The following is a 21,727-nucleotide window of genomic DNA, read 5'->3' on the forward strand; positions in this document are numbered from 1 at the left end:
GCCACGATGCACGCGCCTGCTCCTCGTCGCGAGGGGCAGGCGGCGTGCGCGGCCCAGGAGACACTAACAATGAGTCAAGCGATCGAAGTCAAGGTGCCGGACATCGGCGATTACAATGACGTCCCTGTGATCGAGGTGCTGGTTAAGGCGGGTGACACCGTCGAGAAGGAACAGTCGCTCGTCACGCTCGAATCCGACAAGGCGACGATGGACGTGCCGAGCTCGGTGGCCGGCGTCGTCAAGGAAGTGAAGGTCAAGGTCGGCGATACCGTGTCGGAAGGCTCGGTCATCGTCGTGATCGAAGCGGAAGGCGGCGCTGCTCCAGCACCCGCGCCCGCACCGGCCGCGAAGGCGCCGGTCGAAAAGCCGTCCGACGCACCCGCCACGCCGACCCCGGCGCCGGCCGCGCCGTCCGCGCTCGCGCAGGCGCCGCTGATCCCGGCGGGCGAAGGCGGCACGCGTCATCCGAGCCACGCTTCGCCGTCGGTGCGCAAGTTCGCGCGCGAACTCGGCGTCGACGTGAGCCAGGTGAAGGGCACGGGTCCGAAGGGCCGCATTACGCAGGCCGACGTGACCGCGTTCGTGAAGGGCGTGATGACCGGGCAGCGCGCGGCGCCGGCAGGAGCCGCCGCGCCGGCCGCCGGCGGTGGCGAACTGAATCTGCTGCCGTGGCCGAAGGTCGATTTCACGAAGTTCGGTCCGATCGATCCGAAGCCGCTGTCGCGCATCAAGAAGATCTCGGGCGCGAACCTGCATCGCAACTGGGTCATGATCCCGCACGTCACGAACAACGACGAAGCGGACATCACCGAGCTCGAAGCGCTGCGCGTAAAGCTGAACAAGGAACACGAAAAGGCGGGCGTCAAGTTCACGATGCTCGCGTTCGTGATCAAGGCCTGCGTGGCGGCCCTGAAGAAATTCCCGACCTTCAACGCGAGCCTCGACGGCGACAACCTGGTGTTCAAGCAGTACTACCACATCGGTTTTGCCGCGGACACGCCGAACGGCCTCGTCGTTCCGGTCATTCGCGACGCGGACAAGAAGGGTCTCGTCGACATCGCGAAGGAAATGGCCGACCTGTCGAAGGCCGCGCGCGAAGGCAAGCTGAAGCCGGACCAGATGCAGGGTGGCTGCTTCTCGATCTCGTCGCTGGGCGGTATCGGCGGCACGCACTTCACGCCGATCATCAATGCGCCTGAAGTCGCGATTCTCGGCCTGTCGCGAAGCGCGATGAAGCCGGTGTGGGACGGCAAGCAGTTCGAGCCGCGCCTGACCATGCCGCTGTCGCTGTCGTACGACCATCGCGTGATCGACGGAGCGGAAGCCGCGCGCTTCAACGCATACCTCGGTTCGATTCTTGCCGATTTCCGGCGTGTGATTCTTTGACCGGCTGATGAGGTCCGCCGGCGCGGGCGCGGATAGTTCCGACCGTTCCGCGTCGCGCCGTCCGCGCGTTCGCGTGCCCCATGCGCGCCGAACGCGCCGCTCATCATCGATCAATAAGAGAAGGGGACACCATGAGTCTCGTCGAAGTAAAAGTGCCGGACATCGGTGACTTCAAGGATGTCGACGTTATCGAAGTCAACATTAAGCCGGGCGACGTCATCGAGCAGGAGCAGTCGCTGCTGACGCTCGAATCCGACAAGGCGTCGATGGAAGTGCCGAGCGATACCGCCGGCACCGTCAAGGAAGTGCGCATCAAGCCGGGCGACAAGGTTTCGCAGGGCACGGTGATCGCGCTCGTCGAGGCAGCGGCGGGCGGCGCGGCCGCGGCCGCGCCGGCAGCGAAGGAACCTGAAAAGGCGGCGCCCGCGCCGGCGCCTGCCGCGCCGAAGGCCGCCGCACCTGCGCCGCAGGCCGGCAGCTATTCGGGCAGTGCGGACATCGAGTGCGACATGCTCGTGCTCGGTTCGGGCCCCGGCGGCTATTCGGCCGCGTTCCGCTCCGCCGACCTCGGCATGAAGACCGTGCTGGTCGAGCGTTATCCGACGCTCGGCGGCGTGTGTCTGAACGTCGGCTGTATCCCGTCGAAGGCGCTGCTGCACACCGCGCTCGTCATCGACGAAGCGGCTGATCTCGCGTCGCACGGCATCACGTTCGGCAAGCCGCAGATCGACCTCGACAAGCTGCGCGATTTCAAATCGGGCGTGGTCAAGAAGCTGACCGGCGGTCTCGCGGGCATGGCCAAGATGCGCAAAGTCGAAGTGGTGACGGGCACCGGCGCGTTCGTCGATCCGAACCACATGGAAGTGCAGACCGAGGGCGGCAAGAAGGTCGTCAGGTTCAAGCAGGCAATCATCGCCGCAGGCTCGGAAGCGGTGAAGCTGCCGTTCATTCCGGAAGATCCGCGGGTCGTCGATTCGACCGGCGCGCTCGAACTGCGCCAGATTCCGCAGCGCATGCTGGTGATTGGCGGCGGCATCATCGGCCTCGAAATGGCGACCGTGTACTCGACGCTCGGCGCACAGATCGACGTCGTCGAAATGCTCGAAGGCCTGATGACCGGCGCGGACCGCGATCTGGTCAAGGTCTGGGAGAAGTACAACAGCCAGCGGTTCGCGAACGTGATGCTGAAGACCAAGACCGTCGCGGCCGAAGCGAAGGACGACGGTATTTACGTGTCGTTCGAGGGCGAGAAGGCGCCGGCCGAGCCGCAACGCTATGACCTCGTGCTGGTGGCCGTGGGCCGCTCGCCGAACGGCAAGCGGATCGGCGCGGAAAAGGCCGGGGTCGCGGTGACGGATCGCGGCTTCATCGAAGTCGACAATCAGCAGCGCACGAACGTGCCGCACATCTTCGCGATCGGCGATATCGTCGGTCAGCCGATGCTCGCGCACAAGGCCGTGCACGAAGGCCACGTGGCGGCGGAAGCCGCGCATGGCGAGAAGGCGTACTTCGACGCGCTGCAGATTCCGTCGGTGGCATACACCGATCCGGAAGTGGCATGGGCCGGCAAGACGGAAGACCAGCTGAAAGCCGAAGGCATCAAGTTCGGAAAGGCGGTATTCCCGTGGGCCGCGTCGGGCCGCGCGATCGCCAACGGCCGCGACGAAGGCTTCACGAAGCTGCTGTTCGATGAGGAGACGCATCGCGTGATCGGCGGCGGTATCGTCGGTCTGAACGCGGGCGACCTGATCAGCGAGGTCTGTCTCGCGATCGAGATGGGCGCGGACGCAACGGATATCGGCAAGACGATCCATCCGCATCCGACGCTCGGCGAATCGATCGGCATGGCGGCCGAGTTGTATGAAGGCGTCTGTACCGATCTGCCGCCCGTCAAGAAGAAGTAAAGCGGTGCGCTGGGAATGCATGGCGACATGCATTCCCGGCGAAGTGGGTCAGGCTGTGGCGCAAAGAAAAACGGCGCGCTCCATGTCGGAGCGCGCCGTTTCTGTTTTCTTGGCGGCCGGTAGGCGGGCAAAAAAATCCCGGCTTGGCGGCCGGGCAAACGATACGTCAATTGCAACGTATCGGAGCGTTCGGCCCATCAAACCGTATAAGCGGCAACGGCACGACGCTGTTGCTTGCGATAACGCCGGCGCAGCGCGTAGGCTGGGCCGGCGTGAAAGACGACGACGCCAGGTGTTTAACGCCTGGCGTGTTGATGCGTAAAGCTTAGACCGCCTTCTTGGCGGCAGCGCGCGATGCTTGCGCAGCGGCTTGCGAAGCCGCCTTCGAAGCGGCCGTTGCAGCTGCATTGAAGTTGCTTTCGGCGATTTCGACAGCCTGACGGGTTGCCTTGTGGACCGTTTCGTACGTGGTGTTGGCGGCGGTGATAGCCGACTTCATCACGGCGACAGCGGTTTCCGAACCAGCCGGCGCATTCTTGGCGACGTTTTCGACGAGCGCCTGAACCTTGCGGTTTTGCTCTTCGAATTGCGCTTCCGCGACGCGGGTGAATTCACCTTGCGTTGCCGAAACGATTTCGTACACGTGGCGGCCATACGACAGCGCCTTTTCGGCCACCGGCTGCGCGAGGCTTGCTTGCAGTGCCAGCAGTTCCTGCGCGTCCTTCACGGACAGCGCGCGTTGGGCATTTTCCTGGCTTTCGGCGAGCGTCGACTTCACAACTTGCAGGTTCAGCTCAACCAGCTTTTCGACGCCTTCAAATGCTTTGGTCGTCAGGCCGAACAGGGTTTCGAAGTTGGCTTTCTGGGCTGCGGCGAATTGCTCAGGGGTCAGCAGAGTCATGGTTTACGCTCCTGGATCGCGGCCGGTCTGTGCGGACCGCATTGGGTGGGTGGCAAGACGCCGATTGATCGTCCGCCTGGACCGCGATGTATTGTGCATCGCAGCAATGGTTCCCATTTTAGGATGGCCACAAGGAATGTCAAGCGTTTTTTGTGCGTTGCACAATATTAAGAAAACGCCGACAAAACAACAGGTTATGCAGTAGGCATGTCATTAATATGGCGCGGAACGATTGAGTCGCTGTACCTAGCTGGTGCGAGATAAACGACCCCCGCAACGGGCGGTCGGGAAATATTTTTCGCCGTCAAAGCCTTTATAGGGGCTGAGACGGTTGGATCGCAGCGATTCGCCCCTGAAAAACCAATCATCATCAATTCGATGTAAACCACCCGATGACAAGGAACGTTAAAGAACGAAGGCAGTCGAACGCGCGTTGGCGACTTTCGTCAGACACTTAAAAGTCTGTCGCACGCTCGCAATGCCCTCATGGCGCGGCGCAGTAGTTTCCGCCGGCGCTCTGACAGTATTTCCCCGGATCAAGGTTGTCTCAAAATTGCCGTTATCCTGCAAGGATCTGCTCGGTTGGGCTGGGCGGCAGCAATGGCGAGGCTTGCTGGCGACGATCGTTTTTTTCGATCGAGGCGCGGCACTTATTCGTGTTTTCGCGATCGGAGCTGACAAGCCGGTTTAAGGACCGCGTATAAGTGCTTCAAATTGCTAATTTTTCGTTGCTTTACTACACTTGCGGAAACCTCTCGCCGCTCCCTATCGAACACCCATGAAAACCGACATGTTTTCGTCGCTAAAGGCGCTCCACGGCGCGGCGCGCAGCACCGCTCTGTCGGTGGCCGTCTCGCTGGCCGTCGCAGCGGCGTTCGCTACGCCTGTCAGCACTTTTGCAGCTACGTCTGCTGCATCCGCAAAAACTTCCACACACGCAAAAACCGCCAAAAAGCCGTCGCAAGCGGCCGCCACCGAAAAAGTGTCGAGCCGTGCGGCGAAAGCCGGCAAAGCTGAGGCAGCGAAAGCCGGCAAGGGCGAGGTCGTGAAAGCCGCTGCCGCAGACGAAGATGCGCCGCGCGCCGGCGTCAAACGCAAGCGCGTGACATTCGCGGCGAACGGCCGGCACCATTCTGTGATGCGACGCGTCGCGTACGAGCCGCGCCAGCCGAGCGTCGGCCAGGCGTTTGGTTTGCACGAGACGCCGGACGCGCTGATGCTGCGCTCGAGCGTCGCCTACGTAATTGACCAGAACAGCGGCGAGACGCTGTTCGACAAGAACTCGCGTGCTGTGGTACCGATCGCATCGATCAGCAAGCTGATGACCGCGATGGTGGTGCTCGATTCAAAAGAGCCGATGACCGACCAGATCGAAGTCACCGACGAAGACCGCGACTACGAGAAGAACACCGGTTCGCGTTTGGCGGTGGGCTCGGTGCTGTCGCGCGAAGACATGCTGCACATCGCGCTGATGGCGTCGGAAAATCGCGCGGCGGCGGCGTTGTCGCGCTACTACCCGGGCGGCCGTCCGGCGTTCCTTGCGGCCATGAACGCGAAGGCCAGGCAACTCGGCATGAACGACACGCACTTCGAGAACCCGACCGGTTTGACGAGCATGAACGTGTCGAGCGCGCGCGATCTGGTGAAGATGGTCAACGCGGCGTATCAGTACCCGCTGATCCGCAAGTTCTCGACCGATCACAGCTACGAGGTGTACACCGGCAAGCGCACGCTCGCGTATAACAGCACGAACGCGCTGGTGCGCAACCCGACGTGGGACATCGGTCTGCAGAAGACCGGCTTCATCAACGAAGCGGGTGAGTGTCTCGTGATGCAGGCGACCATCCACGGCCGGCCGATGATCCTGGTGCTGCTCGATTCGTCGGGCAAGTACTCGCGTTTCGCTGACGCGACGCGTCTGCGTACATGGCTCGACAACGGCGGCGACCAGACACGTATCACGAGCGCCGATGCCGGCGGTCCCGGTACCTGAAGCAGCCGGAACGATTAGTCACCCGATCGTATTCAGGCCGGCTGCAGTTGTCGTGCCAAGAAAAAGCCTCGCGGATGCGAGGCTTTTTTCGTTGGCGTCGAAGACGGCGAGCGCAACGGTGCAACGGCGGTCAGGCGGCCCCTGTGCGTGTGGCCTACGAATGCTGGCCGTGCGAACTGTGCGAGCCGTGCGAGCCGTGCGAATGATCCTGCTGCGCCTGCGGCCGGTAGCCTAGCGACTCCGAAATCATCAACGCGGTCTGACTCAACTGCCCCAGCCACGAATCCTGCAAGCGATCGGCCGGCGCCGACAGCGACAGCCCCGCGACCAGCTTGCCCGTATCGTCGTAGATGCCGGCGGCGATGCAGCGCACGCCCAACTCCAGTTCCTCGTTGTCGCGCGCGCAGGCCTGCTGGCGCACATGCGACAGCTCGCGCTCGAGTTTCGCGAGATCGGTGATGCTGTTTTGCGTGTGGCCCGACAGGCCGGTGCGGGTTGCGTAGGCACGCACGCGGGTGGCTTCGTCGGCGGCGAGGAACAGCTTGCCGACCGAAGTCAGATGGAGCGGTGCGCGCCCGCCGATCGCCCGCACCACCTGCATGCCCGAGCGCTCCGAATACGCGCGTTCGATATAGACGATTTCGTCGCCCTGACGCACCGACAGGTTCACGGTCTGTCCGGTCTGACGGTGCAGCTCGCGCATCGGCGTGAGCGCCGCGTCGCGCACGGACAGGCGCGCCTTGACGAGATTGCCGAGTTCGAGCAGGCGCATGCCGAGACGGTAGGTGCCGGGGTCCGAACGGTCGACCAGCCGGCACATCACCATATCGTTCAGGATCCGGTGCGCGGTGGATGGGTGCAGCTCCGTGCGGAGGGCCAATTCTTTCAGGCTGACCGGGTCGCTATGTGCCGCCAGTGCGTCGAGCAGGCGCATCATGCGTTCGATCACCTGGATCGAGGTTTTGGGATCCGGGTTCGTATCGCTCATATGAGAATCGGTGGATGCGTCAAACAGCGAAAACTGATTGTATCTCGTATTGTGAAAAAAGCGAACGCGCTTCGAGGGGCGCTTCCAATCCGACGGTGCTGCTTCCTATGCCTTCCGGCCGTTGGTATTGCACCAGCAAACAGCGGATAATCAGGGACGTTTCCCCGAAAGGAGGGTTCATGCGAGTCGGATTGTTCGTCACGTGCCTGATCGACCTGATGCGTCCCGAGATCGGTTTTTCGGTCATCAAGCTGATCGAAGGCGCCGGTTTCGAGGTCATGGTGCCGCCTGCGCAAACCTGTTGCGGGCAACCCGCGTACAACTCCGGAGACCGCCGGCTCGCGCGCGAACTCGCTGAGAAAACGCTGCGCGAGTTCGAACAGTTCGACTACGTGGTGGTGCCGTCGGGCTCGTGCGGCGGCATGATCCGCGCGCACTACGGCGACCTGTTCCGCGATGATCCCGAACTGATGAACCGTTTCGGCCGCCTGCGCGGCAAGGTGTTCGAACTGACGGACTTCCTCGTCAACGTCGCGAAGGTGCAGTTGCAACCGGGCGAGTTCGCAGGACAGGTGACTTATCACGACTCATGTTCGGGCCTGCGGGAACTGGGCGTGAAGGCGCAGCCGCGCGAACTGCTCGCGCAGGTCGGCGTCGCGGTCACCGAAATGAACGGCTGCGAGCATTGCTGCGGCTTCGGCGGCACGTTCGCGGTCAAGTACGGCGATATCTCGACCGCGATCGTCGACGAAAAGTGCGCCAACATCGCCGCGAGCGGTGCCGGTACGGTCGTGCTCGGCGACCTCGGCTGCATGTTGAATATCGAAGGGCGGCTGCGCCGCCAGGGCGACTCCACGACGCGCGTGCTGCATATCGCGCAGGTGCTGGCCGGCGACGTGTAAGCCCCGCGCGGCGAACACGGCGATTGTTCGCGTCGCGTCTCTCGCGTCTCTCGCGTCTTTCACGCATTGCGTCGCGCGCGGACGCGCCGCGCGTTTTCAATCCGATCTCCTCAGGGCCGCCATGCAAGTCCAATCGATGCAGTTCAAGGCTCGCGCCGGTCAGAATCTCGCCGACCAGCGCCTGCAGCAGAACCTGACCAAACTGTCTACGAAGTTCGTGTCGGCGCGCGCCAGCGCGATCACCGCGATCGACTTTCCCACGACCCGCGCGGCGCTCAAGGAGCGTCGCAATCGCGCGCTCGAGAATCTCGACGTGTGGCTCGAAACCTTCGAGCGCGAGGCGACCCGGCGCGGCGTGACGATGCTATTCGCGGAGACCACGCAGGAGGCTGCGCGGCTCGTCGGCGACATCGCGCGCAAGCACGACGTAAAGAAGGTGATCAAGACCAAGTCGATGGTCACCGAGGAAATGCGCCTGAACGAAGTGCTCGGGCAGATGGGCGTGCAGTCGATCGAAACCGATCTCGGCGAATACATCCTGCAGATCAACGACAACGAGCCGCCGAGCCACATCATCGCGCCGGTCGTTCACAAGGATAAAGACGAGATCGCCGATCTGTTCGCGAAGACCCACGGCCGGCCGCGGCTCACCGAGATTCCCGACATGACGCGCGAGGCGCGCGAGATGCTGCGGCCGCATTTTCTGAGCGCGGACATGGGCGTGACGGGCGGCAATTTCATCATCGCGGAAACGGGCTCGGTGGTGGTCGTGACCAACGAGGGCAACGAGGGCATGTGCACGGTGATGCCCCGCGTGCACGTCGCTGTCACCGGCATCGAGAAGGTGTTGCCGACGCTCGAGGATCTCGCGACAGCGATGCGCCTGCTGCCGCGTTCGGCAACCGGGCAGGCCACCTCGAACTATTTTTCGGTGCTGACCGGGCCGCGTGGCGCGGGCGATCAGGACGGGCCAGAGCATATGTACGTGGTGCTCGTCGACGGTGGCCGAACTGGGCTGATCGGCGGCGACTTTCAGGAGATGCTTCGCTGCATCCGCTGCGGCGCGTGCATGAATCATTGCCCGGTGTATCAGAAGGTCGGCGGACATGCGTACGGCTGGGTGTATCCGGGGCCGATGGGCTCGGTGCTGACGCCGAGCTATGTCGGCATCGACAAGGCGCTCGATTTGCCGCAAGCAGCAACGTTGTGCGGCGAATGCAACAGCGTGTGCCCGGTCGGTATCCCATTGTCCGATCTGTTGCGCAAGCTGCGCGAAAAGCAGATGGAGCGACACCTGCGGCCGTGGAAGGAGCGCGCCGGGTTGGCGGCGTGGGGTTGGCTCGCGCTGCATCCCGATGCCTATGCGCTCTTTACGAAACTCGCCGTGCGCGTGCTGGAGCGCATGGGTGGGCGCAATCGGTCGATTGCAAAGCTGCCGCTCGGCGGCGCGGGCTGGACCGCTACGCGCGACATGCCGGCGCCGGTGGGTCGTACGTTCCGGGAGTTGTATGCCGCGCAGCGCAGCCATATTGGCTGAGCCGGCGGCAGTGGGAGTGGTTTGACGGCTGCGCGCTCACACAGCTGTCATCCTGGGCGCGGGCGGGACTAGCTCGACGTCGGACGGTCCTCAATGTTCCGTCGGTTGCCCCGGGCTACGGGCAGGCGCATTTCTCACCCAGTCGTTGCCCCGTCCGCCGTTGCCTGCTTGCGGCTGCGGCTGCGGCTGCGGCTGCGCCGGCGGCGGGCCCCCTGCGCCGGGGCGCGGGCCGCCATTCGCCCCGCTCGGGCCGTGCGGACCGCCCGCTGCGCCCTGCGGCGGTGGCCCGCCGTGCGGCTGTCCAGGACCGCCACCATTGTTGCCACGATCGTTGCCGTGATTGTCGTGGTCGTTGTCGCCCGGATGACCGCGGAAGCCACGGCCCGGCGGCGGGCCGTAGTGGCGTCCCGGACCGTAATCGCTGTAGCCGAGGTACACATTGGATTGCGGCACGACCGCTACGCCCGGCGCGTAATCGTCATAGCCGCTATAGGCGCCGTAGCCGTTGCCATACATCGGCGTGCCGTCGGGATAGACCGCGCAGCCGCCGAGCAGCGCGGCGGCCACGAGGCCAGCGAGAGGTGCAATGCGTTTCATTTTGTGGGACCAGTTGCAAGTGCAAAGAAATGTCGATGTAAGAATAAGACCATCATTATCGCTTTCCGTCGCGGCGGCTTTGTATAAGTTTGTAAGGTCTTCTTTTTCGTGCCAGCGATTGCGCAATCGCTCATGGGAAAACCTGTCAATTGACTGTTCCATTTCGAGCAACGATGTATCCCGTGTGCGCGGGTTTTTCCTGATTGTGAATTCCTATAGCATTTCGACTTGGCATAGTGCGCCAAAAGCTCATGCGCCCCTAATTGGAAAACACATCATGAAAAAGACAATATCGGTGTACTGGCCTCTGGCCATCGTTGTGTCGCTCGCGGTGCTCGCCTATTTGCACGTCAACGGCCAAACCTCTTCGCGCGCTTCGCAGATGCCGCTCGATGCCAACCATCTGACCGCCGAACTCGCACGCGCGGTGTCATACGGCATGATCGACACAGCGTCGGCATTGCCCGCTAAACCGATGCCTGCCGCCGCGGCGACCCCGCTGGCCGAGGCATCGTAGGCAGTCGCGGCGGCCCGCGGCGGTACGAAGCCCGCTGCGCTTGCGCGGCTGTACCACGCCCGGCGCGAATCCGTCGACGTTTGTATAATCGCGGCGCAGTCCGCTGACTGTCTGATGACCTCACGCGCGGCGCCTGGAGCGCCGAAGAATCCCTGATGAAAACTGTGTCCATCTGTTTCGTTTGCCTCGGGAATATCTGCCGTTCACCGACGGCGGAGGGCGTGATGCGTCATCTAGTCGACGAGGCGAAGCTCGCGGATCGCATTCTGATCGATTCGGCCGGTACCGGCGATTGGCACATCGGCGCGCCGCCCGACGAACGCGCGCAACACGCGGCGCGCCGGCGCGGTTATGCCCTCGACACGCTGCGCGGCCGCCAGATCACCGTCGCGGACTTCGAGCGCTTCGATCTGCTGATTGCAATGGACGACCGCAACGTCGCCGCGTTGCGGCAACTGTGCCCGCCTTCTCAGCGGGACAAGATCCGTCTGCTGATGGAGTTCGTGCCGGAGTCGGATGGCCGCTGGAGCGGCGCGCGAGAGGTCGTCGACCCGTATTTCGGCGGCGCGGAAGGCTTCGAGTTGGTGCTCGATCAGTGCGAAGCAGCCTGCCGCGGGCTGATCGCCGCGCTGCGCCCGCAGTTGCTCGCGTAGGTATCGGCGAAGAGCGCGGGCGTATCCCTCGGGTGACAAATGCAGCCTCATGCCGCGTGTGCCGCGCATGTGAATCTGGCGTCGAAGTATGGCGATCAATTAAGCAGATGACACAAAATTTGCCGCCCATACTTGACTAAATCGGTCATGTATTTATACTTGACAAAACTTGTCGAGAATTGCGGTTCCCACATCATATGAGACTCACCACGAAAGGCCGTTTCGCCGTCACGGCGATGATCGACCTGGCGTTGCGCCAGGAGCAGGGCCCGGTGACGCTTGCGGGTATCAGCCAGCGCCAACACATCTCCCTGTCATATCTCGAGCAGCTGTTTGGCAAGCTGCGCCGTCATGAAATCGTCGAGTCCGTGCGCGGGCCGGGCGGTGGCTACAATCTCGCGCGCCGTGCCGAAGAGGTGACGGTGGCCGACATCATCATCGCGGTCGACGAGCCGCTCGACGCCACCCAGTGCGGCGGCAAGGGCACGTGCGAAGGCACCAAGCAGCACGATGGCCACTGCATGACGCATGAGCTGTGGTCGACGCTGAACCAGAAAATGGTCGAATACCTCGATTCGGTTTCGCTAAAGGATCTCGTCGACCAGCAGCGTTCGCGCGAAGGCGCGCCGGCGGTGCTGCGCGACAGGCGCAGCGACGCGCCGGCGGTCGAACCCGTCCGCGTGGCGCCCAAGGGTCCCAATTCCGTTTTCAACATGGCCGGTTCGTGAAGCGCGGCACGCGATAGAAATCTTCCGCCGCAGCCCCATATCGAATCCAGAAGCCAGAGCACATGACGTCCCCGGAGCAATTGATGAACAACGACTCTCTCCATCTGCCCATCTACATGGACTACAGCGCCACGACGCCGATCGATCCGCGTGTGGTGGACAAGATGATCCCGTATCTGCGTGAACAGTTCGGTAACCCCGCGTCGCGTAGCCACGCTTATGGCTGGAACGCCGAACGCGCGGTCGAGGAAGCGCGCGAGCAGGTCGCAGCGCTCGTGAACGCCGATCCGCGCGAAATCATCTGGACCTCGGGTGCGACGGAGTCGGACAACCTCGCTCTGAAAGGTGCCGCGCACTTCTACAAGAGCAAGGGCAAGCACATCGTCACGGTGAAGACCGAGCACAAGGCCGTGCTGGACACCACCCGCGAACTCGAGCGAGAAGGCTTCGAAGTCACCTATCTGGATGTCAAGGACGACGGTTTGATCGACCTCGACGCATTCAAGGCGGCGCTGCGCCCGGACACGATTCTGGTGTCGGTGATGTCGGTCAACAACGAGATCGGCGTGATCCAGGACATCGAGGCGATCGGCGAGATCACGCGTGAAAAGGGCATCATTTTCCACGTCGACGCGGCGCAGGCCACCGGCAAGATCCAGATCGATCTGCAGAAGCTGAAGGTCGACCTGATGTCGTTCTCGGCGCACAAGACCTACGGCCCGAAGGGCATCGGCGCGCTGTACGTGCGTCGCAAGCCGCGTATCCGGATCGAGGCGCAGATGCACGGCGGCGGCCACGAGCGCGGTATGCGTTCGGGCACGCTCGCGACGCACCAGATCGTCGGCATGGGCGAAGCTTTCCGCATCGCGCGTGAAGAGATGGCGACCGAAAACGAGCGCATCCGCATGCTGCGTGACCGTTTGCTCAAAGGCTTGTCGGAAATCGAGGAAGTGTATGTGAACGGCGACATGGAAAAGCGTGTGCCGCACAACCTGAACATCAGCTTCAATTTCGTCGAAGGCGAATCGCTGATCATGGCGGTGAAGGACGTCGCGGTGTCGTCGGGTTCGGCGTGCACGTCGGCGTCGCTGGAGCCGTCGTACGTGCTGCGCGCGCTCGGCCGCAACGACGAACTGGCGCACAGCTCGATCCGCTTCACGGTGGGACGCTTCACGACCGAGCAGGAAATCGACTACGTGATCAACCTGCTGAAGACGAAGATTTCCAAGCTGCGCGATTTGTCGCCGCTGTGGGAAATGCACAAGGACGGCATCGATCTGTCGACCATCCAGTGGGCCGCGCACTGACGCGCCCGCGGAACGAAACCGACATCGAACGTTCATCGGATTGCAGGTTGAAACGAATCAAGGAGTGTAATCATGGCTTATAGCGACAAGGTCCTCGACCACTACGAAAACCCGCGCAACGTCGGTTCCTTCGCCAAGGACGACGACACGGTCGGTACCGGCATGGTCGGTGCGCCGGCCTGCGGCGACGTGATGAAACTGCAGATCCGCGTCGGCGCGGACGGCATCATCGAAGACGCGAAGTTCAAGACCTACGGCTGCGGCTCGGCCATCGCGTCGAGCTCGCTCGTCACCGAGTGGGTGAAGGGCAAGACGCTTGACCAGGCCATGTCGATCAAGAACACGCAGATCGCCGAAGAACTGGCACTGCCGCCGGTGAAGATCCACTGCTCGATCCTCGCGGAAGATGCGATCAAGGCAGCAGTCGCCGACTACAAGCAGCGCCACGGCGAAGCGGCGGTCGCCGAAGACGGCAAGGCCGCCTGAGCAGCAACAAGGTAAGAACGAAGCAACCGGTGAGCGCGGCGCGAACACGCGCGCCAAGCACACCGGCAACTGAGAAACGTTATGGCAATTACGTTGACCGAAAAGGCAGCACAGCACGTCCAGAAGTATCTGACCCGCCGTGGTAAAGGCATCGGGTTGCGCGTCGGCGTGCGCACCACCGGTTGCTCGGGCCTCGCCTACAAACTCGAGTACGTGGACGAACTCGCGCCGGAAGATCAGGTGTTCGAGACAGGCGGCGTGAAGGTCGTGGTCGACCCGAAGAGTCTCGCGTATATCGACGGCACGGAGCTCGACTTCGCGCGCGAAGGGCTGAACGAAGGCTTCAAGTTCAACAACCCGAACGTGAAAGACGAATGCGGCTGCGGCGAGTCGTTCCGAGTCTAGATTCGTTACTTTCCGCGTGCGGCGGATCAAAGGCGGCGCGGGCCGCCTTTTTAGTTTGCTCCGTGCGCGCGTGAAGAGCTCACGCCTGACACGGCCCAACGTTTCCACACCAGGTTTTCATCAACGGACTTTCATCCGATGGCATCGCTGAACGACAGCCACTTCGATCTGTTTGGTCTGCCGGCGCAATTCGCGCTCGACGCGAGCACGCTCGATCACGCGTACCGCACCGTGCAGGCGCAGGTGCATCCCGACCGCTTCGCGGCGGCCGGCGATGCGCAAAAGCGTATCGCGATGCAATGGGCGACGCGCGCGAACGAGGCGTATCAGACGCTGCGCGATCCGCTCAAGCGCGCGACCTATCTGCTGTCGCTGCGCGGCATCAACGTCGGCGCGGAGAACAACACGGCGATGGAGCCCGCGTTCCTGATGCAGCAGATGGAGTGGCGCGAGAACATCGAGGACGCGGCCGCGGCGAAGAACGTCGACGCGCTCGACGCGCTGCTCATCGAGTTGCGCGACGAGGAGCGTCAGCGCTTGGACAAGCTCGGCGCATCGCTCGATAGCGGTGCGAATCAGGCGGCGGCCGAGGCGGTGCGGCAGATGATGTTCATCGAACGCGTCGCGTCGGAAATCGACGCGCAGATCGAGCGGCTCGAAGGCTAGCCCGGTTTCGTGCGGCGCGCGCGAAAAGCGCGGCGCCGGCAAGCAGCAACACGCCGAAGCAGCACCGGCAGGCAGCGATGTAGCAAGCGACAAACAAAAACCAGAGCGGCCGCGAGCCGTGGCATCACCCCCAGCAACGCGAACATTCAGGACGGGGCACAACGTCCCCGAGAAGATCCAGATGGCCTTACTGCAAATCTCCGAACCCGGCATGGCGCCGGCGCCTCACCAGCGGCGTCTGGCGGTCGGCATCGATCTCGGCACCACCAACTCCCTCGTCGCCGCCGTGCGCAGCGGCCTGCCCGATGTGCTGCCCGACGAAGACGGGCACGTGCTGCTGCCCTCGGTGGTGCGCTACCTGGAACAGGGCGGCCGTCGCATCGGCCGCCGGGCGAAGGCCGAAGCCGCCAGCGACCCGCGCAACACGATCGTGTCGGTCAAGCGCTTCATGGGCCGCGGCAAGGCCGAGGTGGAGGGCGCCGAAAACGCGCCGTACGACTTCATCGACGCACCCGGCATGGTGCAGATCCGTACTGTGGACGGCGTGAAGAGCCCGGTGGAAGTATCAGCTGAAATTCTCGCGACGCTGCGCCAGCGCGCCGAAGACACGCTCGGCGACGAACTGGTCGGCGCGGTGATCACGGTGCCCGCATACTTCGACGAAGCGCAGCGCCAGGCGACGAAAGACGCCGCGCGCCTCGCGGGGCTGAACGTACTGCGTCTGCTGAACGAACCGACCGCGGCCGCGATCGCCTACGGTCTCGACAACGGCGCCGAAGGTCTGTACGCGGTCTACGACCTCGGCGGCGGCACCTTCGACTTGTCCATTCTTAAGCTCACCAAGGGCGTGTTCGAAGTGCTGGCGGCGGGCGGCGATTCCGCGCTCGGCGGCGACGACTTCGATCATGCGCTGTACCGCCATGTGCTCGAACAGGCCGGCATCGCGCCGCAGACGCTCGCGCCGCACGACGTGCGCCTGCTGCTCGATAGCGTGCGCGAGGCCAAGGAGGCGTTGTCGAGCGCGCCGCAGGCTAACCTCAAGCTCACGCTTGCCAACGGCACCGCGCTCGATCTGACGATCGACGAAGCCACTTTCGAGACCATCACGGCCGAGCTCGTGCAACGCACGCTGGGTCCGACGAAGAAGGCGCTGCGCGACGCGAAGGTCACTACGAAGGACATCAAGGGCGTCGTGCTGGTCGGCGGCGCGACGCGCATGCCAGTGATCCGCCGCGCGGTCGAGGCGTTCTTCGGCCAGGCGCCGCTCGTCAATCTCGATCCGGACCAGGTCGTCGCGCTCGGCGCGGCCATCCAGGCCGATCTGCTGGCCGGCAACCGCGGCGCGGAAGGCGACGAGTGGCTGCTGCTCGACGTGATTCCGCTGTCACTCGGCGTCGAGACGATGGGTGGCCTCACCGAGAAGATCATTCCTCGCAACTCGACGATTCCGGTCGCGCGCGCGCAGGATTTCACGACCTTCAAGGACGGCCAGACCGCGATGGCGATTCACGTCGTCCAGGGCGAGCGCGAGCTCGTCAGCGATTGCCGTTCGCTCGCGCGCTTCGAGCTGCGCGGCATTCCGCCGATGGCCGCGGGCGCCGCGCGCATTCGCGTGACCTATCAGGTCGACGCCGACGGCCTGCTGTCCGTGTTCGCGCGCGAGCTCGCGTCGGGCGTGGAGGCGTCGGTCGTCGTGAAGCCTTCGTATGGCCTCGCCGACGACGACATCGCGCGCATGCTCGAAGACAGCTTTTCGACCGCTGAAATTGATATGCGGGCGCGCGCTTTGCGCGAGGCGCAGGTCGAAGCGCAGCGTCTCGTCGAAGCGACCGACGCGGCGCTCGCCGCCGACGCCGAGCTGCTCGACGACAGTGAACGCGCCGAACTCGATGCGCTGCTCGCCGCGCTGCGCAACGTCGCGCCGGGCGAGGACGTCGGCGCGATCGAAGCCGCGACGAAGGCGCTCGCCGAAGGCACCGACGAATTCGCCGCGCGCCGCATGAACAAGGGGATTCGCCGCGCGCTGTCGGGCCGCAAGCTCGACGAGATCTGACGGGCGAACGAACTGCGAACGTCGCAGGAATCAATGGAGCGCGCCGGCTGGACTTAAAAAGTCCAGCCGGCGCCAGTAAAATGGTACGGAGCCTGCACGCGGCATTGCTGGCAGCCGCTGTGCCTCAGACCCAAACGGAAACTGTATGCCTCAAATCGTTGTGCTGCCTCACGTCGAACTGTGCCCGGAAGGCGCGGTGATCGACGCCGTTCCCGGCAAGAGCATCTGCGACAACCTGCTCGATAACGGTATCGAAATCGAGCATGCGTGCGAGAAGTCGTGCGCATGCACGACGTGTCATGTGATCGTGCGTGAGGGTTTCGCCGCCTTGACGCCGTCCGAGGAAGACGAGGACGATCTGTTGGACAAGGCATGGGGGCTCGAACCGGCTTCGCGTCTGTCGTGCCAGGCGATCATGCCGGACGAGCAGGATCTGGTCGTCGAAATTCCGCGTTACTCGATCAATCACGCGAAGGAAAACCACTAACAGGAGGGCGCCGCCATGAAGTGGACCGATACGCAAGAAATCGCGATGGCTCTGACCGACAAGCATCAGGATGTCGATCCGCAGCAGGTGCGTTTCACCGATCTGCATCGCTGGGTGATGGAGCTCGAAGGCTTCGACGACGATCCGAACCGCTCCAGTGAAAAGATTCTCGAAGCGATTCAGGCGGCGTGGATCGAAGACGCGGATTATTGATCGCGCGTTCGAACTGGTTCATTGAACTGCAAAGAAAAGGCGATTCCGATGGAATCGCCTTTTTTCATGGCTGCGTCGACGAGAGTGGAGCGCGTGAGTGAAGCGGCCGATGTCAGTCGGCGACGAGACCGCCGTTCTGCACGCGCACGCGCTCGCCGTCGTGGAACGGCGGCGCCTCGTGATAGGTGAAGTAGCGCGTCTTGCCGTCTTCCATGTGCACGCGCACCGAATACGACGTCGTGCTGCGCAGATGTTTTTCGACCGAGTTGCCGGCGAGCCCGCCGCCGAGCGCGCCGAGCAGCGTCATCGCGGTACGCCCGCCGCCGGCCCCGAACTGGTTGCCGACGACGCCACCGGCCACCGCGCCGCCGACCGCGCCGATACCGGTGCCATGTCCTTCATGCCGAACCGCCGAGATCGCGACGACCGTGCCGCAAGTCGAGCAATGAGCGGCTTGTGGCGCCGGCTGCTGCGCGTACTGGGGCGCTGCTTGCGGCCCGGGTTGTTGCGTGTACTGCGCCTGAGGCGCGGCCGGCGCCTGTTGCTGCTGCGCGTATTGCTGTTGCTGCGCCGGAGCGGGGGCCGGGGCTGGGGCGGGCTGCGCAGCTTGCTGAGCCTGCACCTGCTGCGGTTGCGCGGATGGATTGACCGGTGCGGCCGAATCGACGACGCCCGGCACTTGCGTGCTGACCTGCGCGGCCTGTGTCTGATCGTTCTGTGCGCCGTTGCCCGACGCCTTCGGGAACACGCCGGTGATCGCGGCGGTAGCGACGAGACTTGCAACGAGCACCGCGCCGGCGGCGACCGCGATCAACGGATGAAGACGACGTGGCTGCGTGGGTTGATGAGTAGGGATGTCCATGTGGGGCCTCCGCTTCTGACAGAGCCGACTGCCTATGAGACTGAGTGTCGGGCAATTCGATCCCGGCAGCGTTTCCATTTGTAACCGGCTCGATGGCGGCCTCGGGCGTGGGCCGGTGGCCTCTGCGCGGCGCGCCTTGTGTCAGCAAGCTTTCAAGACCGTTGCGACCACGGCGATTTGCGCGCACTGGCGCGGCTTTTACCGCCGGTTACAAAACGACTGCTCGCAGAAACCGGTCCCGCCAAGCGAAAACGCGCATAAAAAACGCCCGGCATCGACCGGGCGCTCTTCAAAACCATCACATTGCACGCGAAGCGCAACGACTACCCGCGCTTCGCGTCGCTCAATCTTCGCGACGCAGATGCGGGAACAGAATCACGTCGCGGATGCTCGGGCTATCGGTCAGCAACATCACCAGACGGTCGATGCCGATACCGCAGCCGCCCGCCGGCGGCATGCCGTATTCGAGCGCGCGGATGTAGTCGGCGTCGTAGAACATCGCTTCCTCGTCGCCGGCGTCCTTCTGATCGACCTGCTTCCTGAAGCGCGCGGCCTGATCTTCCGGATCGTTCAGCTCGGAGAAGCCGTTGGCGATTTCGCGGCCGGTGATGAACAGCTCGAAGCGCTCGGTGATGCCTTCCACCTTGTCCGACGCACGCGCGAGCGGCGACACCTCGATCGGGTAATCGATGATGTAGGTCGGCTCCCACAGTTGCGACTCGGCGGTCTCTTCGAACAGCGCCAGCTGCAGCGAGCCGATGCCCGCGTTCAGGAACTGCGGCTGCGACGCATCGACGCCGAACTTCTTGAGTTCGGCGCGCAGGAACGTGCTGTCGGCGAGCTGCTCGTTCGTGTATTGCGGCGCGTATTTCTGGATCGCCTGCGTGATCGTGAGGCGATGGAACGGCTTCGACAGATCGAGCTCGCGGCCCTGATAGGTGATGGTGGCCGTGCCGAGCGCATCGATCGCGGCCTGGCGGATCAGCTGCTCGGTGAAGTCCATCAGCCACTTGTAGTCGGTGTAGGCCGCGTAGAATTCGATCATCGTGAATTCCGGGTTGTGGCGCACGGACACGCCCTCGTTGCGGAAGTTACGATTGATTTCGAACACGCGCTCGAAGCCGCCCACCACGAGACGCTTCAGATACAGCTCCGGCGCGATGCGCAGGAACATCTGCATGTCGAGCGCGTTGTGGTGCGTCGAGAACGGCTTGGCCGCCGCGCCGCCCGGAATCGGGTGCAGCATCGGCGTTTCGACTTCCATGAAGTTCGCGTCGGCCATGTACTTGCGGATCGACGAAATCGCCTTCGTGCGCGCGACGAAGGTGCGGCGCGTTTCCGGCGTGACGATCAGATCGACATAGCGCTGGCGGTACTTCATTTCCTGGTCGGCGAGACCGTGGAACTTGTCCGGCAGCGGACGCAGCGACTTCGACAGCAGACGCAGCTCCGTGCAGCGCACCGACAGCTCGCCCTTGTTGGTGCGGAACAGTACGCCGCGCGCGGCGACGATGTCGCCCATGTCCCACTTCTTGAATGCGTCGTAGGTTTCCTGGCCGACGTCGGCGGGCGTGATGAAGAACTGGATCTGACCCGAGCCATCGCGCACGGTCGCGAAGCTCGCCTTGCCCATCACGCGTTTGAGCATCATGCGGCCGGCGATCGCGACTTCGAGCGGATTCGCTTCGAGCGCTTCCTTGTCGGCGTGCTCGTACTGCGACTGCAGATCTTCGGCGTGGTGCGTGGGACGGAAATCGTTCGGATAGGCGACGCCTTGCTCACGCAGCTCGCGCAGCTTTTCGCGGCGCTCGGCGATGATCTTATTGTCGTCCACTTCGGGCACGACAGTTGGCTGGGCCGCATTCGGCTGGGTCGGTTGAGTCATGATGATTTGGTATTCGGTGGCCCGCCGCGGCGTGCGCCGCAAAGCGGAAAGCCAGTCAGTGTAGAAACCTCAGGCGGTACTGGAAAACGAAGCAAGCGCGGCCCCGATCACTGAACGTGGCCGCGCCGTGCGCGCTTAGACGCCCTGTTTCAGGCTCGCGCTGATGAACGGATCGAGATCGCCGTCGAGCACGCTCTTCGTGTTGCTGATTTCGACGTTGGTGCGCAGATCCTTGATGCGGCTGTTGTCGAGCACGTACGAGCGGATCTGATGGCCCCAACCCACATCGGTCTTGCCGGCTTCGAGCTTGTCCTGCTCGGCCTGACGCTTGCGGATTTCCGCTTCGTACAGGCGCGATTTCAGCATCGCCATCGCTTCGGCGCGGTTGCGGTGCTGCGAGCGGTCGTTCTGGCACTGCACGACGATGCCCGACGGCATGTGCGTGATACGCACCGCCGAGTCGGTCTTGTTGATGTGCTGACCGCCCGCGCCGGAAGCACGGTACGTGTCGATGCGCAGATCGGCCGGGTTGATCTCGACTTCGATCGAGTCGTCGATTTCCGGGTACACGAACACCGATGAGAACGAAGTGTGACGGCCGCCCGATGAATCGAACGGCGACTTGCGCACGAGGCGGTGCACGCCGGTTTCGGTACGCAGGAAGCCGTACGCGTATTCGCCTTCGATCTTGATCGTCGCGTTCTTGATGCCGGCGACGTCGCCTTCGGTCTGCTCGAGCACTTCGGTCTTGAAGCCCTTGCGTTCGCAGTAGCGCAGATATTGGCGCAGCAGCATCGACGCCCAGTCGCACGCTTCGGTGCCGCCGGCGCCGGCCTGGATGTCGAGAAAGGCGTTGTTGGGGTCGGCCGGGTTCGCGAACATCCGACGGAATTCCATGTCGGCGACGCGCGCCTCGATGGCCTGGGCATCGGCTTCACAGGCGAGCAGCGTTTCGTCGTCGGCTTCTTCGCGCGCCATGTCGAACAGGTCTTGCGCGTCGTTCACGTCGTTGGTGATCGACGTGAGTTTGCCGACCGTGTCGTCGAGCAGCTTCTTTTCCTTACCGAGTGCCTGGGCGTGCTTCGCATCGTTCCAGACGTCCGGGTCTTCGAGTTCCCGGTTGACTTCGATTAGACGCAGTGCTTTGTCGTCGTAGTCAAAGATACCCCCGTAGGTCGTCCGCGCGCTTGCGCAGGTCGGCCAGAGAGGCTTCGATCGCGTTGAGACGTTCCGCTTCCATGTCGATCTTTTATAGCT

Annotated in this window: 21 protein-coding genes; 15 read left to right on the plus strand and 6 right to left on the minus strand. The window is 63.4% G+C overall.

Annotation, left to right across the window (positions count from 1 at the left end):
* Positions 1–6 precede the first annotated feature (6 nt).
* Positions 7–1,386: a dihydrolipoyllysine-residue acetyltransferase gene (aceF, locus tag AB4Y34_RS11245; RefSeq protein ID WP_368716063.1), complete on the plus strand. Its 1,380-nt coding sequence runs from the start codon at positions 7–9 to the stop codon at positions 1,384–1,386.
* A gap of 131 nt (positions 1,387–1,517) precedes the next feature.
* Entirely contained in the window at positions 1,518–3,290 is a 1,773-nt protein-coding gene (lpdA, locus tag AB4Y34_RS11250; RefSeq protein WP_368716064.1) for a dihydrolipoyl dehydrogenase, read from the plus strand.
* 325 nt (positions 3,291–3,615) lie between these two features.
* Here lpdA and AB4Y34_RS11255 read toward each other — a convergent pair whose 3' ends face one another.
* Positions 3,616–4,191: a phasin family protein gene (locus AB4Y34_RS11255; RefSeq protein WP_013089827.1), complete on the minus strand. Its 576-nt coding sequence runs from the start codon at positions 4,189–4,191 to the stop codon at positions 3,616–3,618.
* Positions 4,192–4,969: 778 nt separating this feature from the next.
* On the opposite strand from AB4Y34_RS11255, the gene pbpG reads away from it, so the two are divergent.
* Positions 4,970–6,184 carry a D-alanyl-D-alanine endopeptidase gene (gene pbpG / locus AB4Y34_RS11260; protein ID WP_368716065.1) on the plus strand — a complete coding sequence of 405 codons (1,215 nt, stop codon included), beginning with the start codon at positions 4,970–4,972 and terminating at the stop codon, positions 6,182–6,184.
* A 154-nt stretch (positions 6,185–6,338) separates the two neighbouring features.
* Here the strand turns inward: pbpG and AB4Y34_RS11265 are convergent, their stop codons facing one another.
* Entirely contained in the window at positions 6,339–7,172 is an 834-nt protein-coding gene (locus AB4Y34_RS11265; RefSeq protein WP_018435412.1) for an IclR family transcriptional regulator, read from the minus strand.
* Between the two features lie 179 nt (positions 7,173–7,351).
* Between AB4Y34_RS11265 and AB4Y34_RS11270 the strand changes: the two genes are divergently transcribed.
* Together AB4Y34_RS11270 and AB4Y34_RS11275 are read left to right on the plus strand one after the other, a co-directional pair.
* Positions 7,352–8,074 (plus strand): (Fe-S)-binding protein, encoded by a 723-nt coding sequence (locus AB4Y34_RS11270; RefSeq protein ID WP_176108189.1) that lies wholly within the window; start codon positions 7,352–7,354, stop codon positions 8,072–8,074.
* A gap of 121 nt (positions 8,075–8,195) precedes the next feature.
* Positions 8,196–9,611 carry a lactate utilization protein B gene (locus tag AB4Y34_RS11275; protein ID WP_368716066.1) on the plus strand — a complete coding sequence of 472 codons (1,416 nt, stop codon included), beginning with the start codon at positions 8,196–8,198 and terminating at the stop codon, positions 9,609–9,611.
* A gap of 90 nt (positions 9,612–9,701) precedes the next feature.
* On the opposite strand, the gene AB4Y34_RS11280 is transcribed toward AB4Y34_RS11275, so the two are convergent.
* Positions 9,702–10,208 (minus strand): hypothetical protein, encoded by a 507-nt coding sequence (locus AB4Y34_RS11280; protein ID WP_368716067.1) that lies wholly within the window; start codon positions 10,206–10,208, stop codon positions 9,702–9,704.
* 277 nt (positions 10,209–10,485) lie between these two features.
* Between AB4Y34_RS11280 and AB4Y34_RS11285 the strand changes: the two genes are divergently transcribed.
* The 10 genes from AB4Y34_RS11285 (at position 10,486) to iscX (ending at position 17,723) form a co-directional block, all read left to right on the plus strand.
* Entirely contained in the window at positions 10,486–10,725 is a 240-nt protein-coding gene (locus AB4Y34_RS11285) for a hypothetical protein (protein ID WP_176379974.1), read from the plus strand.
* A 155-nt stretch (positions 10,726–10,880) separates the two neighbouring features.
* Positions 10,881–11,378 (plus strand): low molecular weight protein-tyrosine-phosphatase, encoded by a 498-nt coding sequence (locus AB4Y34_RS11290; RefSeq protein ID WP_368595179.1) that lies wholly within the window; start codon positions 10,881–10,883, stop codon positions 11,376–11,378.
* 197 nt (positions 11,379–11,575) lie between these two features.
* Entirely contained in the window at positions 11,576–12,106 is a 531-nt protein-coding gene (gene iscR / locus AB4Y34_RS11295) for a Fe-S cluster assembly transcriptional regulator IscR (protein WP_013089819.1), read from the plus strand.
* 83 nt (positions 12,107–12,189) lie between these two features.
* Positions 12,190–13,413, plus strand: coding sequence for an IscS subfamily cysteine desulfurase (locus AB4Y34_RS11300; RefSeq protein WP_176108193.1), 1,224 nt, complete (start codon positions 12,190–12,192; stop codon positions 13,411–13,413).
* A 72-nt stretch (positions 13,414–13,485) separates the two neighbouring features.
* A complete protein-coding gene (iscU, locus tag AB4Y34_RS11305) occupies positions 13,486–13,899 on the plus strand; it encodes a Fe-S cluster assembly scaffold IscU (protein ID WP_013089817.1) in 414 nt (137 codons plus the stop codon).
* Positions 13,900–13,980: 81 nt separating this feature from the next.
* Positions 13,981–14,304 carry an iron-sulfur cluster assembly protein IscA gene (gene iscA, locus AB4Y34_RS11310; protein ID WP_129959361.1) on the plus strand — a complete coding sequence of 108 codons (324 nt, stop codon included), beginning with the start codon at positions 13,981–13,983 and terminating at the stop codon, positions 14,302–14,304.
* Positions 14,305–14,442: 138 nt separating this feature from the next.
* A complete protein-coding gene (gene hscB / locus AB4Y34_RS11315) occupies positions 14,443–14,970 on the plus strand; it encodes a Fe-S protein assembly co-chaperone HscB (RefSeq protein WP_176379972.1) in 528 nt (175 codons plus the stop codon).
* Positions 14,971–15,151: 181 nt separating this feature from the next.
* Positions 15,152–17,023: a Fe-S protein assembly chaperone HscA gene (gene hscA / locus AB4Y34_RS11320; protein ID WP_368716068.1), complete on the plus strand. Its 1,872-nt coding sequence runs from the start codon at positions 15,152–15,154 to the stop codon at positions 17,021–17,023.
* Positions 17,024–17,168: 145 nt separating this feature from the next.
* Positions 17,169–17,510: an ISC system 2Fe-2S type ferredoxin gene (gene fdx, locus AB4Y34_RS11325; RefSeq protein ID WP_013089813.1), complete on the plus strand. Its 342-nt coding sequence runs from the start codon at positions 17,169–17,171 to the stop codon at positions 17,508–17,510.
* A gap of 15 nt (positions 17,511–17,525) precedes the next feature.
* The gene (iscX, locus tag AB4Y34_RS11330) at positions 17,526–17,723 is read left to right on the plus strand and encodes a Fe-S cluster assembly protein IscX (RefSeq protein WP_008922031.1); all 198 of its coding nucleotides are present in this window, start codon (positions 17,526–17,528) and stop codon (positions 17,721–17,723) included.
* Positions 17,724–17,835: 112 nt separating this feature from the next.
* Here iscX and AB4Y34_RS11335 read toward each other — a convergent pair whose 3' ends face one another.
* The 3 genes from AB4Y34_RS11335 to prfB all read right to left on the minus strand — a co-directional run bounded on the left by AB4Y34_RS11335 (position 17,836) and on the right by prfB (position 21,710).
* Entirely contained in the window at positions 17,836–18,585 is a 750-nt protein-coding gene (locus AB4Y34_RS11335; protein ID WP_368716069.1) for a glycine zipper 2TM domain-containing protein, read from the minus strand.
* A gap of 343 nt (positions 18,586–18,928) precedes the next feature.
* The gene (gene lysS, locus AB4Y34_RS11340; RefSeq protein WP_176379968.1) at positions 18,929–20,470 is read right to left on the minus strand and encodes a lysine--tRNA ligase; all 1,542 of its coding nucleotides are present in this window, start codon (positions 20,468–20,470) and stop codon (positions 18,929–18,931) included.
* 135 nt (positions 20,471–20,605) lie between these two features.
* Positions 20,606–21,710, minus strand: a protein-coding gene (gene prfB, locus AB4Y34_RS11345) for a peptide chain release factor 2 (RefSeq protein WP_013089810.1) whose coding sequence is annotated in 2 segments (ribosomal slippage) — positions 20,606–21,628 and positions 21,630–21,710 — 1,104 coding nt in all. Because the reading frame shifts where the segments join, the coding sequence is not laid out codon by codon here.
* Positions 21,711–21,727: the final 17 nt, after the last annotated feature.

This window comes from Paraburkholderia sp. BR10954, assembly GCF_040965775.1.
In the GTDB taxonomy this organism is placed as follows: Bacteria; Pseudomonadota; Gammaproteobacteria; order Burkholderiales; family Burkholderiaceae; genus Paraburkholderia; species Paraburkholderia youngii.

Bases quoted from the DNA above. Each gene is read 5' to 3' on its own strand.
- AB4Y34_RS11335 (WP_368716069.1), bottom strand. From the start codon at position 18,585: ATGGACATCCCTACTCATCAACCCACGCAGCCACGTCGTCTTCATCCG.
- AB4Y34_RS11290 (WP_368595179.1), top strand. From the start codon at position 10,881: ATGAAAACTGTGTCCATCTGTTTCGTTTGCCTCGGGAATATCTGCCGT.
- hscB (WP_176379972.1), top strand. From the start codon at position 14,443: ATGGCATCGCTGAACGACAGCCACTTCGATCTGTTTGGTCTGCCGGCG.
- AB4Y34_RS11285 (WP_176379974.1), top strand. From the start codon at position 10,486: ATGAAAAAGACAATATCGGTGTACTGGCCTCTGGCCATCGTTGTGTCG.
- lysS (WP_176379968.1), bottom strand. From the start codon at position 20,470: ATGACTCAACCGACCCAGCCGAATGCGGCCCAGCCAACTGTCGTGCCC.
- AB4Y34_RS11300 (WP_176108193.1), top strand. From the start codon at position 12,190: ATGAACAACGACTCTCTCCATCTGCCCATCTACATGGACTACAGCGCC.
- iscA (WP_129959361.1), top strand. From the start codon at position 13,981: ATGGCAATTACGTTGACCGAAAAGGCAGCACAGCACGTCCAGAAGTAT.
- pbpG (WP_368716065.1), top strand. From the start codon at position 4,970: ATGAAAACCGACATGTTTTCGTCGCTAAAGGCGCTCCACGGCGCGGCG.
- AB4Y34_RS11265 (WP_018435412.1), bottom strand. From the start codon at position 7,172: ATGAGCGATACGAACCCGGATCCCAAAACCTCGATCCAGGTGATCGAA.
- aceF (WP_368716063.1), top strand. From the start codon at position 7: ATGCACGCGCCTGCTCCTCGTCGCGAGGGGCAGGCGGCGTGCGCGGCC.
- lpdA (WP_368716064.1), top strand. From the start codon at position 1,518: ATGAGTCTCGTCGAAGTAAAAGTGCCGGACATCGGTGACTTCAAGGAT.
- iscU (WP_013089817.1), top strand. From the start codon at position 13,486: ATGGCTTATAGCGACAAGGTCCTCGACCACTACGAAAACCCGCGCAAC.
- AB4Y34_RS11270 (WP_176108189.1), top strand. From the start codon at position 7,352: ATGCGAGTCGGATTGTTCGTCACGTGCCTGATCGACCTGATGCGTCCC.
- iscX (WP_008922031.1), top strand. From the start codon at position 17,526: ATGAAGTGGACCGATACGCAAGAAATCGCGATGGCTCTGACCGACAAG.
- AB4Y34_RS11255 (WP_013089827.1), bottom strand. From the start codon at position 4,191: ATGACTCTGCTGACCCCTGAGCAATTCGCCGCAGCCCAGAAAGCCAAC.
- fdx (WP_013089813.1), top strand. From the start codon at position 17,169: ATGCCTCAAATCGTTGTGCTGCCTCACGTCGAACTGTGCCCGGAAGGC.
- AB4Y34_RS11280 (WP_368716067.1), bottom strand. From the start codon at position 10,208: ATGAAACGCATTGCACCTCTCGCTGGCCTCGTGGCCGCCGCGCTGCTC.
- iscR (WP_013089819.1), top strand. From the start codon at position 11,576: ATGAGACTCACCACGAAAGGCCGTTTCGCCGTCACGGCGATGATCGAC.
- hscA (WP_368716068.1), top strand. From the start codon at position 15,152: ATGGCCTTACTGCAAATCTCCGAACCCGGCATGGCGCCGGCGCCTCAC.
- AB4Y34_RS11275 (WP_368716066.1), top strand. From the start codon at position 8,196: ATGCAAGTCCAATCGATGCAGTTCAAGGCTCGCGCCGGTCAGAATCTC.